Origin of the sequence: Bacillus sp. FSL R5-0431, assembly GCF_038002985.1 — a bacterium.
GTDB lineage: Bacteria > Bacillota > Bacilli > Bacillales > Bacillaceae > Bacillus.
The window spans coordinates 2,225,956-2,239,250 of the sequence record NZ_JBBOOG010000001.1 but is presented as its reverse complement, the minus strand read 5'-3'; the positions used below and the strand labels follow the sequence as shown (position 1 = coordinate 2,239,250).

General features: G+C 41.5%; 16 protein-coding genes. 15 read left to right on the top strand and 1 reads right to left on the bottom strand.

The window, feature by feature from the left end; translation table 11 throughout:
- Positions 1-6: 6 nt before the first annotated feature.
- Positions 7-936, bottom strand: a complete 930-nt coding sequence (locus MKZ03_RS11350) for a Na/Pi symporter (RefSeq protein ID WP_034661358.1) — start codon at positions 934-936, stop codon at positions 7-9.
- 182 nt (positions 937-1,118) lie between these two features.
- Between MKZ03_RS11350 and rpsU the strand changes: the two genes are divergently transcribed.
- From rpsU to recO, 15 genes are all read left to right on the top strand, one after another.
- Positions 1,119-1,292: a 30S ribosomal protein S21 gene (gene rpsU, locus MKZ03_RS11345; RefSeq protein WP_003152957.1), complete on the top strand. Its 174-nt coding sequence runs from the start codon at positions 1,119-1,121 to the stop codon at positions 1,290-1,292.
- A gap of 14 nt (positions 1,293-1,306) precedes the next feature.
- Entirely contained in the window at positions 1,307-1,756 is a 450-nt protein-coding gene (locus tag MKZ03_RS11340; RefSeq protein ID WP_034661357.1) for a GatB/YqeY domain-containing protein, read from the top strand.
- 141 nt (positions 1,757-1,897) lie between these two features.
- A complete protein-coding gene (locus tag MKZ03_RS11335) occupies positions 1,898-3,211 on the top strand; it encodes an NfeD family protein (protein ID WP_340973345.1) in 1,314 nt (437 codons plus the stop codon).
- 26 nt (positions 3,212-3,237) lie between these two features.
- A complete protein-coding gene (floA, locus tag MKZ03_RS11330; protein WP_034661354.1) occupies positions 3,238-4,230 on the top strand; it encodes a flotillin-like protein FloA in 993 nt (330 codons plus the stop codon).
- A gap of 31 nt (positions 4,231-4,261) precedes the next feature.
- A complete protein-coding gene (locus MKZ03_RS11325; protein WP_106042442.1) occupies positions 4,262-4,759 on the top strand; it encodes a hypothetical protein in 498 nt (165 codons plus the stop codon).
- 206 nt (positions 4,760-4,965) lie between these two features.
- Positions 4,966-5,247 carry a sporulation protein YqfC gene (yqfC, locus tag MKZ03_RS11320; protein ID WP_334749779.1) on the top strand — a complete coding sequence of 94 codons (282 nt, stop codon included), beginning with the start codon at positions 4,966-4,968 and terminating at the stop codon, positions 5,245-5,247.
- A gap of 18 nt (positions 5,248-5,265) precedes the next feature.
- Positions 5,266-6,456: a sporulation protein YqfD gene (yqfD, locus tag MKZ03_RS11315; protein ID WP_334749778.1), complete on the top strand. Its 1,191-nt coding sequence runs from the start codon at positions 5,266-5,268 to the stop codon at positions 6,454-6,456.
- 3 nt (positions 6,457-6,459) lie between these two features.
- Positions 6,460-7,419, top strand: a complete 960-nt coding sequence (locus MKZ03_RS11310; protein ID WP_060596660.1) for a PhoH family protein — start codon at positions 6,460-6,462, stop codon at positions 7,417-7,419.
- A 114-nt stretch (positions 7,420-7,533) separates the two neighbouring features.
- Complete coding sequence (locus MKZ03_RS11305) at positions 7,534-9,645, top strand: HD family phosphohydrolase (RefSeq protein ID WP_400559210.1); 2,112 nt, start codon at positions 7,534-7,536, stop codon at positions 9,643-9,645.
- Positions 9,646-10,125 carry an rRNA maturation RNase YbeY gene (gene ybeY / locus MKZ03_RS11300; protein WP_012010615.1) on the top strand — a complete coding sequence of 160 codons (480 nt, stop codon included), beginning with the start codon at positions 9,646-9,648 and terminating at the stop codon, positions 10,123-10,125.
- Positions 10,103-10,489: a diacylglycerol kinase family protein gene (locus MKZ03_RS11295; RefSeq protein ID WP_334749775.1), complete on the top strand. Its 387-nt coding sequence runs from the start codon at positions 10,103-10,105 to the stop codon at positions 10,487-10,489. The genes ybeY and MKZ03_RS11295 overlap by 23 nt, the downstream gene beginning before the upstream one ends.
- 113 nt (positions 10,490-10,602) lie before the next feature.
- Positions 10,603-11,001 carry a cytidine deaminase gene (locus tag MKZ03_RS11290; protein ID WP_034661347.1) on the top strand — a complete coding sequence of 133 codons (399 nt, stop codon included), beginning with the start codon at positions 10,603-10,605 and terminating at the stop codon, positions 10,999-11,001.
- Positions 10,994-11,899 (top strand): GTPase Era, encoded by a 906-nt coding sequence (gene era / locus MKZ03_RS11285; RefSeq protein ID WP_099726610.1) that lies wholly within the window; start codon positions 10,994-10,996, stop codon positions 11,897-11,899. The genes MKZ03_RS11290 and era overlap by 8 nt, the downstream gene beginning before the upstream one ends.
- Positions 11,900-12,047: 148 nt before the next feature.
- Positions 12,048-12,191 carry a YqzL family protein gene (locus MKZ03_RS11280; protein ID WP_003217288.1) on the top strand — a complete coding sequence of 48 codons (144 nt, stop codon included), beginning with the start codon at positions 12,048-12,050 and terminating at the stop codon, positions 12,189-12,191.
- Between the two features lie 35 nt (positions 12,192-12,226).
- Complete coding sequence (gene recO, locus MKZ03_RS11275; RefSeq protein WP_334749769.1) at positions 12,227-12,997, top strand: DNA repair protein RecO; 771 nt, start codon at positions 12,227-12,229, stop codon at positions 12,995-12,997.
- Positions 12,998-13,295: the final 298 nt, after the last annotated feature.

Here is a 13,295-nt window from a genome sequence, read left to right as displayed (position 1 = left end):
GTTTTTTTATTTTGACTGATTTGGTAAAAGACATAAGATCAATGTGTGAAATGGATGAATGAACGGGAAGAAAAGCAAAGAGCTTGCCACATTAAACAGCAGGCTGAAGTGCGCAATTTGCTGGGCTGGAGCGTTTGCAAGAAGGGCGACGAATTCCGTCATCATGGCGAGAAATGGGAGACATAAAAGCACGCCGAGCACATTAAACAAAACGTGTGCATAAGCCGTTTGTCGTGCTGCATAGCCGCCAGATATGGCAGCCATTACGGCTGTAATACATGTCCCGATATTTGACCCTAACACAAAGCTTATGCCTTCCTGAAGCCCAACAGTTCCTTCATTCATAAACCCCATTAAAATGCCGATACAGACGGAGCTCGAATGAACAATCGCTGTGAAAATGGTACCCGAAAGCAGCGCCGTCCAGTCAGAATGCTGCATCATTTCAAGAAAGCGCAATGTCTCAGGCTGACTTGTCATCATACCTGCAATTTTAGAAAAGCCTTGAATACAAAAAAAGATCATCCCGAGCCCAAATATACTTTTTCCTGCATGCCTAAAAGATTTTCTGCCAAACATGATGCATATCAGACCAGCTAGGATCAAGACCCACATGAAAACATCCATTTTAATGGCTATAAATTCTGTTGTAAACGTGGAGCCAATATTGGTGCCAAGAATCATTGGAATGGATTTTTTAAAAGAGAGAATGCCTGTACTGACAAAGCCGATCACGATGACCATAAACGCTGAACTGCTTTGAAGAATCCCTGTAAATACGATGCTGACCAAGAATGCTTTTATTGGGTGATCTGTAAAGAGTAGAAGTGATTTCTCAATACGAGACGACGCAAGCGCCATTAATCCTTTTCTCAGCAAACCCATTGACCATAAAAAAATGAAAATAAGTGCACAAAAATAAATGATCGCCATCATAGAAAAGTCCTCCTCTTACCAATGAATATATGGACTTGTCTACCTGCTCATGACGAAAATATATTTCCAAATCACTTAGTTGACCTCACACTAGGCTTATATTATAATGTCTAGGTACATGTTTTGCATGTATATCTTTTTTTAATGCAGTCGATTGGTGTATTCGGAGGGAGGGAAAGAGAATGTCAAAAACGGTCGTTAGAAAAAACGAATCGCTTGAAGATGCTCTTCGTCGCTTTAAACGCAGTGTATCCAAAACTGGAACATTGCAAGAAGCAAGAAAGCGTGAATTTTATGAAAAGCCTAGCGTAAAGCGCAAGAAAAAGTCTGAAGCTGCTAGAAAACGTAAATTCTAAAGAGGGTGGATTTTATGAGTCTTCTTGAGCAATTAAATACTGATATGAAGCTTTTTATGAAAAACCGTGAGAAAGACAAGCTTGTTGTCATTCGTATGGTAAAGGCTTCGCTCCAAAATGAAGCAATTAAGCTTAAGAAAGACAGTTTGACCGGCGATGAGGAACTAACCGTCCTTTCCCGCGAGATTAAGCAACGTAAAGACTCCCTCCATGAATTTTCGAAAGCTAATCGCTTAGATTTAGTAGATAAAGTTCAAAAAGAGATTGACATCTTAGACGTTTATTTACCTGAACAGCTTTCTGAAGAAGAACTGCAAACGATCGTGAAAGAAACGATCGCTGAAACAGGTGCTTCATCGAAGGCTGATATGGGTAAAGTCATGAGCGCTATTATGCCAAAAGTAAAAGGTAAAGCTGATGGTGCTGTCATTAACAGACTTGTCAGCGAGCAGCTGTCTCAATAAAAAAGTATCCTTCTATTGTTAGAAGGGTACTTTTTTTATACCTTCATCATTCTGTCATATAAAAATGAAACCTATGATACATTTGTAACGTATGTAAAGGAACGGTAAAATGGAAGATAGAGAGGAGGGATCACCAAATAGATGAAAAAAATAAAAATTTCTATTGCTCTCTTCAGTTGTTTTATAATATGCTTGTTATTAGGGGTTCAATTGACCGCGAAATCAGCAGATCAGAAAGTTCATGTTATCCCAATTGAAGATACAGTAGAAAAAGGACTTTCAAAATTTATTGAACGATCATTTGAGCAGGCAAAGTCCGAACGAGCGAAACATATCATTCTAGACATCAATACACCAGGTGGTGCAGTCGATGCGGCGCTTGAGATCGCAGATACCATTCGTGCGTCTGATATCCCTGTGACAGCATTTGTGAATCATAGAGCGCTTTCAGCTGGGGCATTCCTTGCACTAAATGCCGACGAGATTTATATGACCCCAAATGGAAAGATGGGAGCTGCTGCGATCATTGATGGGGAAGGCAATGCTGCCGATCAAAAATCTGAATCGCTATGGCTTGCTGAAATGAGTGATGCTGCCGAAAAGCAGGGGCGTGATCCGAAATATGCGCTTGCGATGGCTGATCCAGACATAGATGCGAAAGATGCTGGTGCACCAAAAGGAGAACTGCTCACCTTTAATACGGATCGAGCGCTTCAATTTGGTTACGCAGAAGGTGAAGCGAAGAATTTAGATGACTTGCTTCAGAAGCTGAAATTAGCAGACGCTTCTGTTCAATACGATGAAGTGAGCTTTGCTGAAAAGGTTGCGCGCTTTCTCACGCACCCAATCGTCATTCCAATCCTTTTATCCATCGCAAGCTTAGGGTTAATTGTTGAGCTCTATTCTCCTGGCTTTGGGGTTCCAGGCACCATGGGAGTGACAGCGCTTCTTTTATTCTTTTATGGACATCTCGTGGCTGGTTTTGCAGGATATGAGACGTTGTTCCTGTTTTTAGCAGGGATATTGCTCATTATTCTGGAATTGTTTTTGCCGGGGGGAATCGTAGGTGTCATTGGACTGATCTGTGTTGTTGCCAGCTTATTTTTAGCAGCTGGAAGCTTTACAGAAATGGCGATTTCCATCTTGATTGCCACTGCTGTTTCAATCATAGCAGTTATTTTATTGACAAAGGTGTTGGGGAAACGTATGAAATTTTTTAAAAAGTTCATTTTAACCGATTCAACCAATAAAGAAAGCGGTTATGTCTCAAATGAAACAAGAGAGGATCTTGTTGGACAGATCGCTGTTACATTAACAGCGCTTCGCCCATCTGGGACGGCTGTACTCGGAGATGAGCGCATTGACGTTGTGTCAGAAGGTGCGTTTATTGACAAGGATGAACAGGTTAAAATCGTCAAAGCGGAAGGCTCACGCATTGTCGTGAGGAAAGTATAGATAACTGATTTTATAGGAGGAATAAAATGGATCCATCTACTTTACTATTATTTGTGATTATCGCAGCAGGTCTGATCGTTCTATCGATCTTCTTCACCTTTGTACCGGTGATGCTGTGGATTTCTGCCTTAGCGGCTGGCGTAAGAGTGAGCATTTTTACACTTGTAGGAATGAGACTTCGTCGAGTCATTCCAAACCGAGTGGTCAATCCGCTCATCAAAGCACATAAAGCAGGTCTTGATGTGACGATTAACCAATTAGAAAGTCACTACCTGGCAGGTGGTAACGTTGACCGTGTTGTGAACGCATTAATCGCAGCTCAACGTGCGAATATCGAATTGAACTTTGCACGTTGTGCAGCGATCGACCTAGCAGGCCGTGACGTACTTGAAGCTGTACAAATGAGTGTAAATCCTAAAGTCATTGAAACACCATTTATCTCTGGTGTGGCAATGGACGGGATTGAAGTAAAAGCCAAAGCACGTATTACAGTTCGCGCAAACATCGAACGACTTGTCGGTGGTGCAGGGGAAGAAACAATCATTGCTCGTGTAGGTGAAGGAATTGTCTCTACAATCGGTTCATCAAATAATCATAAAAAGGTTCTAGAGAATCCTGATATGATTTCTCAAACGGTTCTAGGAAAAGGATTAGATTCAGGTACTGCATTTGAAATTCTCTCGATTGATATCGCAGATGTGGATATCGGTAAGAACATCGGGGCGATTCTGCAAACGGACCAAGCAGAAGCAGACAAAAACATCGCACAAGCGAAAGCGGAAGAACGCCGCGCAATGGCTGTTGCCCAAGAACAAGAAATGCGTGCAAGAGTTGAAGAAATGCGCGCGAAAGTCGTAGAAGCAGAGGCTGAAGTACCACTTGCAATGGCTGAAGCATTACGCGAAGGTAATATTGGAGTCATGGACTACATGAACATTAAGAATATCGATGCTGATACGGATATGAGAGATTCATTTGGTAAAATGACAAAAGGGCCATCTGATAATGAAAACAAATAAGCATCCTCTCACGCTTTAAGGAGGGAGCCCAATGGACATTCTATTTGAAAATCCGTTACTAATTGCGATTATCATCGGTATCATCTCTGCTGTATTTGGGAAAATCGGCAAACAAGAGGAGAAGGAACAAAACAACCAGCAACATAAGCCGGCTCCTCAGAATAAGCCTATGCCTCAAAAGAAAGCAGAACAAACTAGCCCGAACCCAGTCAAAACAGACCAGTTGGACGATTTCGGCGATGTACATGATCATGGCGGGATGAAGAAACAAGGTTCACAGTCCTTACAGGATCGTTATACCGCTACACTAGCTGAAATGGAAGAAAGAAAAAGCGAGCTGAATAAAGAGTTCAAATCTCTTGAAAGGCAGCTGACCAGACCGAAAGCTTCTGCTGCGGAAATGAAGCCGCACGTCATTGACAGGCTTAACCAAAATACTGTTGTTCAAGGCATGCTTCTTGGAGAAGTATTTGGAGAGCCGCGCGCGAAAAAGCCGCACAGAACGATGAAACGGCCATATAAAAGATAAAGAAGAAAGTCCCTTTATATAAAGGGGCTTTTTTGTTTTTCCTGATGGAGATTTCTCGCAATAAAAATGATGAAACGGCTGTTTTGCGGGATTCATTAGCATGATCTGAACCGCTGAGGAATAGGATGATATAGAGGCTTTCTCATCAGTCTCACCATCTTTCAGTTTGATCTCATACACATGAGGCGGGAAGGGGTTCTTATTGAATGGGAAAAAGAAAAAATCGACTTAAAGCATGGCTGACAAGAACACTTGAAATCCCTCCAGACGTCATGATGGATCTTCCCCGTATTACGATGGTTGGCAGACTCCACATTTACATAGAGAACCATAAAGGGCTTTTGCTTTTCAGTGATCAAGAGGTAAGGCTGATGCTCAAACAAGGACAATGCATTATTTCAGGGAAAGATTTTGTGATTAAAACGATTTTGCCAGAAGAGATCTTATTAGAAGGGAGAATCGATGAGGTCCGTTATATTGATTCTTAACTGACGGAGGGGAGAAGTGTGAAGAATAAATGGTTCGCCTATTTTATTGGCAGAGTGGAAGTGGAGATCAAGGGAAACGGCATTGAGCGGCTCATCAATGAGTGCACGAGACAGGGGATCACAATGTTTCAAGTGAGCCGCCGTCAAGACAGCGTGCGCTTATTTATTCGCTTATCAGATGTACATGCCTTCAGAAAAGTACAAAGACATCATGAGGTAACATGTTCATTTCATCAAAAGAAGGGATTTCCGTTCCTTCTCCTATGGTCAAGAAAGAATATTGGGTTTACCCTTGGGATTGTGTTCTTTCTAGTGACGATCTTGGCGCTTTCAAACATGGTGTGGAAAATTGATATTAAAGGAGCCAATCCAGAAACTGAACATCAGATGAGAAAGCATTTAGACGAGATTGGGGTACAAAAAGGGCGTTTTCAGTTTCTAATGGGAACACCTGAAAAAATTCAAAAATCACTGACCGCCAATATTCAAAGCATTACATGGGTCGGCGTTGAACTAAACGGTACAACATTTCAAATGAAAGTTGTGGAAAAAAATGAGCCGGAAAAAGAGAAATATACGAGTCCTCAGCACATCGTTGCCAAGAAGAAGGCTGTCATCACGAGAATGTATGTGGAAAAAGGGGAGCCGCTTGCCGCAGTTGATGAACATGTGAAGAAAGGGCAGATGCTCGTCTCTGGCCTCATCGGCAGCGAAGACCAGCAAAAAACGGTGGGTGCTAAAGCGAAAATTTATGGTGAAACGTGGTATCGTTCTGAAGTTTCTGTCCCTCTTCGAACATCTTTTGATGTCTTTACGGGTAAAATGAAGACAAAGCACAAGCTCTCCGCATTTGGAGGTTCAATGCCATTTTGGGGCTTTTCCTTTAAAAAGGATGATTTTAAGCAGCCAAAAACAGAAACAGAAGTTCACCCACTACATTTCTTAAACTTCCAGCTCCCATTTTCCTATGAAAAAGAAATGACACGCGAAAGTGAAAAAATAAACCGGACATACACAAATAAAGAAGCCGTTCAAGCAGGGATTAAAATGGGTAAAAAAGAATTAGAAGAGAAGCTAGGCCAAACAGGAGAGGTGAAAAGTGAAAAAGTTTTGCACGAGACAACAGGGAATGGTAAAGTTAAGTTAATCATCCTTTACCAAGTAATAGAAGATATTGTTCAACCAACACCTATCGTTCAGGGAGACTAGAGAATGACAGAACATTTACTTGAAATTCAACAAAAATTAGATAGCCCAAACGAAGCGATTGCTTTATTTGGAAATCAAGATGCTTATCTGAAACTGATGGAAAACGAGCTGAATGTCTCCATTATTACGCGCGGAGAAAAAGTGTATGTTTCTGGTCAGGAAGCATCAAGAGAAACAGCGAGCCGTCTGATCACATCTCTCTTACATCTCATCCGAAAAGGAATTGAGATTTCTGAACGGGATGTCGTATATGCCATTAAAATGGCGCAAAAAGACAAGCTCAATTATTTTGAAAATATGTATGAAGATGAAATTACGAAAAATGCAAAAGGGAAGTCAATCAGGGTAAAAACCATTGGCCAGCGGGAATATGCTGCGGCGATGAAAAAAGATGACCTGGTCTTTGGAATTGGACCAGCTGGAACAGGGAAGACGTATTTGGCAGTCGTCAACGCGGTACATGCACTGAAAAATGGACATGTGAAACGGATTATCCTGACAAGACCAGCTGTTGAAGCAGGAGAGAGTCTTGGATTTTTACCAGGTGATCTAAAGGAAAAAGTAGATCCTTATTTAAGACCACTATATGATGCCTTGCATGATGTGCTTGGCAGTGATCATACGGAACGTTTAATCGAGCGCGGCGTGATTGAAATAGCGCCTCTTGCCTACATGAGAGGACGGACACTCGATGATGCATTTGTTATTTTAGATGAAGCGCAGAATACAACGCCTGCCCAAATGAAAATGTTTTTGACGAGACTTGGGTTTGGCTCTAAAATGGTCATTACAGGAGATATTACACAGATTGATCTGCCGAAGGGCATGCAGTCTGGCCTTGCAGCTGCAAAGGACATGCTTGCAGAGATCAAGGGCATTTCATTTATTGAGCTAGACCAGACAGATGTGGTCAGACACCCGCTTGTGGCGAAGATCATCGGAGCATACGAAAAGCAAAAATGAACTTAGTGACCCGATCGTCTTCATCGGGTCATTTTGTTTCGATCGTGGTTTAAAGTAAAAAAGGAGGTACTTTCCTTGAGAAAGAATCAGAAAGACAGTAAGCGCAAAAGACTGCTGTCTAAAAAAGAACCTCAGAAAATGGAGCGCTCACGTTATTTAAATGTTTTGCTATACGCTGGTTTAGCAGCCATTCTATTCGTGGTGCTCTTCTTCCATGTAAAGCCTGAATCGCTCGACTTAGATTTATTTTCAGTGAGCGAACAGACCATCTATTCTCCATCAACCGTCGATGATCAAGAAGCGACAGAAGAAAAGAAGCAAGAAGCAACAGATCAAGTAGAGGATCAATATACACTCAAAAAAGCGTATTCTGACAATCGTGTTGACCTCATCTCCTCCCTTTTTGAAGCCATTAAAGAAGAGAAGAAAGCAGCTGATGAAAAAGAGAATCCGCCATCAGATAAAGAAATGGTCAAGCGTGTCAAAGAAAAACTCACATCAGATATGCAGGAGGCTGTTTCAGACCAATCCATCAAAGCACTGCTTCAGGCAAGTGACGAAAATCTCTCTTTTACTAAGGATTCCATCATCACAGTGGTGAATTCACTGATGAGTAAAGAAATCACAGCAGCGAAATTACAAGATGAGAAAAAACAAGTGAAAACAGAGCTTGAAAATAATTCAATTCCATCAAAATACTTAAATGCAGCAAAAGAAATCGGTGAATTTGCGATCATTCCAAACTATGTATTTGATCCAGTGGCTACAGAGAAGAAAAGACAAGAAGCCGCTGATAATATTCAGCCGGTTCAGATTAAGCAAGGGCAAATTTTAGTCGAAGAAGGAGAACTTATCGACCGGGAAGTGTATCGTAAATTAGAACTGACAGGCCTCTTAAACAGCTCCAATTTGATTAAGCCTGTAAGCGGTCTTATGATATTGATTGGTCTGTTTTTAGCAGCGATTATTCATTCACTTGAAACGAGGAAAAAATCGCTTGTTCATAAGAATAAGTCGCTTCTGCTCTACTCGCTTATTTTCACCATTATTTTAGTCATCATGGAAGTATTCAGTCTCTTCCAGGAAACGAAGTATACGACGATAGGTTATGTGGTACCAGTGGCACTTGGCACGATGCTGATCAAGCTGCTTATCAATGAACGGCTAGCGATCTTCTCTGGCCTTGTATTTGCTCTTTGCGGCAGTATGATGTTTAATCAAGGAGTAACCGGCGTCTTTAACTATGTGATCTGTGCTTATTACCTTGTGAACGGGATGGCGGGCATTTTATTTTTGAGAAAGCATAATGCACGTTCAAAAATATTGCAGGCAGGGCTTTGGGTCGCTTTGGTGAATGTCCTTGTGGTTCTATCCATTACGCTGATCCAAAACTCCTCACCATCAGGGCTTGAAATCGGTGTGAACCTCATGATGGCGTTTGTGTCAGGGTTTGCATCATCTATTTTGGTCATTGGGTTAATGCCTGTGTTTGAGAGTATGTTCGGCATCCTTTCAACAATGAAGCTGATTGAATTATCAAACCCAAATCATCCACTGCTCAAAAAGATTTTAACAGAGACACCAGGTACATATCATCATAGTGTCATGGTGGCAAATTTAGCGGATGCTGCATGTGAAGCAGTCGGCGCAAACGGTCTTTTAGCAAGGGTTGGCGCTTATTATCATGACATTGGGAAAACGAAAAGACCGCAATACTTTATCGAAAACCAAATGAACATTGATAATCCGCATGACAAGCTTTCTCCTCAGCTAAGTAAAAATATCATTATTGCCCATACGACAGATGGAGCTGATATGCTGAGAGAAAAGAAGTTTCCTGAAGAGCTTGTCGATATTGCAGAACAGCATCACGGGAAGTCACTGTTAAAGTTCTTTTACTATAAGGCAAAAGAGCGTGATGATCAGGTGACAGAGGAAGAATTCCGTTATCCTGGTCCAAAACCGCAATCAAAAGAAGCGGCAATTATTTCTGTAGCGGACAGCGTTGAAGCGGCAGTACGATCGATGCATAATCCAAATCCAGAGCGAATCGAAAAGCTCGTCAAAGGCATTATTTCAGATAAAATGCAGGATGGACAATTTAGTGAGTGTGATCTGACATTTAAAGAATTAAGTATTATTGGTCAAACGATTTGTACAACATTAAAGGGGATTTTTCATTCTCGGATTGAATATCCAGATGCCCCGAAGCAGAAGGTGAAGTAAATGACATTGTTAATCGATTTAATAGATGAAACAGGACAAGTATCAAAAGAGCAGCTTGAAGAAGTGGAAAAGCTTCTTCAGTTCGCTGCAGATGCCCTTGAGGTCAAAGATCAAGCGGAGGTATCAGTGACGATCGTCTCGAATGAAGAGATTCATCAAATCAATAAAGAATACCGCGGGAAAGACGCACCAACGGATGTCATCTCCTTTGCACTTGAGGAAGAAGGAGAAGGGGAAATTGAAATCATTGGTGCTGATGATATTCCGCCTGTACTCGGCGACATCATCATTAGTGTGGACCGTACGAAAGAGCAGGCAGAGGAATATGGACATTCCTTTATGAGAGAGCTTGGATTTCTCACAATTCATGGGTTCCTTCATTTGCTCGGGTTTGATCATATGACAGAAGAAGATGAAAAAGAAATGTTCGCCAAACAGACAAAGATCTTGGATGATTATGGCCTTTCAAGATCTTCGTAAGAAAAGAAGGCCGCTTGTCCGTTTTTTTCGGAGTTTTTATTATGCATTTAGAGGAATATGGCGAACTTTCTTGAATGAACGGAATTTTCGATTTCACACAGTCGCAGCCATCATCGTGGTGATCTGCGGCTTTTGGTTTCACATTGAACCATTCGAATGGACGATCGTTTTGCTTTTATGCGGGGGGATGTTTGCGCTTGAACTTGTCAATACAGCCATTGAACATACAGTGGACCTGATGACAGAAGAGAAGCACCCTCTTGCAGAGAGAGCGAAGGACGCTGCAGCAGGCGCTGTTTGCGTTTACGCCGCGATTTCGGTTATGATTGGGGTGATCATCTTCTTACCGAAGATCATGCAATAGAACAATATTACTATTTATTAACATTTTTAGAAATGGGCGTGAAAATGTCACGTGAATTATGTAAAATATAAATGTGACAGTGGGTCCATTTCTTCTGAAAGTGGGAACTAGGAATGAACAAACAAGAGTTGATTTCAGAAGCAGTTAAAGCAAGAGATTTTGCATATGTACCCTATTCAAAATTCAAAGTCGGTGCAGCATTATTGTCGAATGATGGAAAAGTGTATGGCGGCTGCAACATTGAAAATGCAGCATATGGCATGTGTAATTGTGCGGAAAGAACAGCACTTTTTAAAGCCTATTCAGAAGGCATCACATCGTTTCAAATGCTAGCGGTAGTGGCTGATACAGACCGACCTGTTTCGCCGTGCGGCGCATGCAGACAGGTCATTTCAGAGCTATGTGCACCTGATATGCCAGTGATTCTAACGAACTTAAAAGGACATATATACGAAACAACAGTAAATGAACTATTGCCAGGCGCATTTTCACCGGAGGATTTAAATGACTAACGAAAGCTTCAAATCAGGATTTGTATCAATTATTGGAAGACCAAATGTAGGAAAATCAACCTTTCTTAATCGTGTGATTGGACAAAAGATCGCGATCATGAGTGATAAGCCCCAAACGACACGTAACAAAGTGCAAGGTGTCTTAACAACAAACACGTCACAAACGATCTTTATCGATACACCAGGGATTCATAAACCTAAGCATAAGCTTGGTGATTTTATGATGAGAGTGGCTCAAAATACACTGAAGGAAGTCGACCTGATCTTGTTTATGATCAATGCAAAGGAAGGCTATGGCAAGGGTGATGAATTCATCATTGAACGACTCAAGCAAACATCTACACCGGTATTCCTAGTCGTCAATAAAATCGACCAAATTCACCCAGATGAGCTGTTCCTTTTAATTGATGAATACCGCACACGTTATCCATTTAAGGAAATTGTGCCAATTTCAGCTCTTGAAGGAAACAACATTGACACGCTTCTTCAGCAAATTGAAGGTTATCTTCCTGAGGGCCCTCAATTTTATCCGGCAGATCAAGTAACAGATCATCCAGAGCGGTTTATTATTTCTGAATTAATTCGTGAAAAAGTGCTGCATTTAACGAGAGAAGAGATCCCGCACAGTATTGCAGTTGCGATCGAATCCATTAAGCCAGATGAAAATGGCAAGATCCATGTTGCGGCGACCATTGTCGTAGAACGTGATTCACAAAAAGGGATCGTCATTGGTAAACGAGGCAGCTTATTAAAAGAAGTGGGACAAAAAGCGCGCAGAGATATTGAAGCACTTCTCGGTTCAAAAGTGTATCTGGAGCTTTGGGTAAAGGTTCAGAAGGACTGGCGTAATAAATCCACTCACCTTCGTGACTTCGGATTTAGAGAAGACGAATATTAAAAAATCGCTGCTGTTGTCATAAAATCTGACAATGGTGCGGTTCGATTAGTAAAAATTGTTTATCATGAAATGGAGGTAGCTTGGTCAAGATAAAATTAATATGTTGGATGTAGCGTTGCTGCTTCTAATAAAGAAAGGTGGGGTTTTTATGTTGAATTTTACATGGAACGTATTTTCACAAACAGGAAGCGTTGACACGTATCTGCTTTTCAAAGAGTTAGAAAAGGAGAACCTGGAAAGACCCGATGTACTTGAAGAAGAGATAGCACGATTTGATTTTCCAATCTTATAATTCTTGACCCCCTCCAATGCTCGGAGTGTAGACAAATGCTCATTAAAAGTGAAGGAATCGTCCTTAGAACAACAGATTATGGCGAAACAAACAAAATTGTCACGCTGCTCACTAGAGAACATGGGAAAATTGGCGTGATGGCAAGAGGTGCAAAAAAATCAAACAGCCGCCTGTCAGCCATAAGCCAGCCGTTTTTATACGGAACCTTCCTGATCCAATCATCAACAGGACTTGGAACGCTCCAGCAAGGCGAAATGATTGAAAGTATGCGAACCATTCGGGAGGATTTATTTTTGACCGCATATGCCGCATATATGACAGAGTTACTCGATAAAGGCACAGAAGAAAAAAAGCCAAACCCTTATTTGTTTGAGCTCCTGCTTCAATCTCTGCGTCATCTGAATGAAGGCACAGATGCTGATATTATCTTATTTATCGTAGAGGTCAAAATGTTATCAGTAATGGGAATGAAGCCTGAACTTGATCAATGTGTCCATTGTGGTAAAAAAGAAGGGCAGTTTCATTTCTCTATTAGAGATAACGGCTTCATTTGCCAAAATTGCTTTTCTAAAGATCCGTATAAACTGCCCTTATCCCCAGCAGCTGCAAGGCTGCTCCGTTTATTTCATTATTTTGATTTATCAAGGCTCGGTCAGGTTGATGTGAAACCGCAGACGAAACAAGAAATTCGTCAAGTGCTCGATCACTACTATGACGAGTATTCAGGCCTTTATTTGAAATCAAAAAAATTCATGAATCAGATGGAATCCATGAAAAAGCTAATGGGCGGGGAAAACAAAAGTTGACATCTCCCATGACTTTTTGTAAGATCATCTAAGATAAAATATGTTGCATTGACAGAAAGAAGTACTTACGCAGAATTCATTAAAAGCGACCTTAGGGCGGTGTGAGCTAAGGATGGAGGCGTAACGAAAGGCATTCTTGAGCAACGTAAAACAAAGCGGCTGGATGCTACGACACCAGCAAATAGGGTGGAACCGCGGGAAAAACTCTCGTCCCTATGTTTGCAAGGAGCCTTGCGAGCATAGAGACGGGAGTTTTTGTGTTCTCTTGCGGGGTTCTCATCCCCACCCGCCATATCAT

What these genes read in the sequence shown, in the direction of transcription:
- MKZ03_RS11350 (WP_034661358.1), bottom strand. Translation starts at nt 936, where the DNA reads ATGATGGCGATCATTTATTTTTGTGCACTTATTTTCATTTTTTTATGG.
- rpsU (WP_003152957.1), top strand. Translation starts at nt 1,119, where the DNA reads ATGTCAAAAACGGTCGTTAGAAAAAACGAATCGCTTGAAGATGCTCTT.
- MKZ03_RS11340 (WP_034661357.1), top strand. Translation starts at nt 1,307, where the DNA reads ATGAGTCTTCTTGAGCAATTAAATACTGATATGAAGCTTTTTATGAAA.
- MKZ03_RS11335 (WP_340973345.1), top strand. Translation starts at nt 1,898, where the DNA reads ATGAAAAAAATAAAAATTTCTATTGCTCTCTTCAGTTGTTTTATAATA.
- floA (WP_034661354.1), top strand. Translation starts at nt 3,238, where the DNA reads ATGGATCCATCTACTTTACTATTATTTGTGATTATCGCAGCAGGTCTG.
- MKZ03_RS11325 (WP_106042442.1), top strand. Translation starts at nt 4,262, where the DNA reads ATGGACATTCTATTTGAAAATCCGTTACTAATTGCGATTATCATCGGT.
- yqfC (WP_334749779.1), top strand. Translation starts at nt 4,966, where the DNA reads ATGGGAAAAAGAAAAAATCGACTTAAAGCATGGCTGACAAGAACACTT.
- MKZ03_RS11310 (WP_060596660.1), top strand. Translation starts at nt 6,460, where the DNA reads ATGACAGAACATTTACTTGAAATTCAACAAAAATTAGATAGCCCAAAC.
- ybeY (WP_012010615.1), top strand. Translation starts at nt 9,646, where the DNA reads ATGACATTGTTAATCGATTTAATAGATGAAACAGGACAAGTATCAAAA.
- MKZ03_RS11295 (WP_334749775.1), top strand. Translation starts at nt 10,103, where the DNA reads ATGGCCTTTCAAGATCTTCGTAAGAAAAGAAGGCCGCTTGTCCGTTTT.
- MKZ03_RS11290 (WP_034661347.1), top strand. Translation starts at nt 10,603, where the DNA reads ATGAACAAACAAGAGTTGATTTCAGAAGCAGTTAAAGCAAGAGATTTT.
- era (WP_099726610.1), top strand. Translation starts at nt 10,994, where the DNA reads ATGACTAACGAAAGCTTCAAATCAGGATTTGTATCAATTATTGGAAGA.
- MKZ03_RS11280 (WP_003217288.1), top strand. Translation starts at nt 12,048, where the DNA reads ATGTTGAATTTTACATGGAACGTATTTTCACAAACAGGAAGCGTTGAC.
- recO (WP_334749769.1), top strand. Translation starts at nt 12,227, where the DNA reads ATGCTCATTAAAAGTGAAGGAATCGTCCTTAGAACAACAGATTATGGC.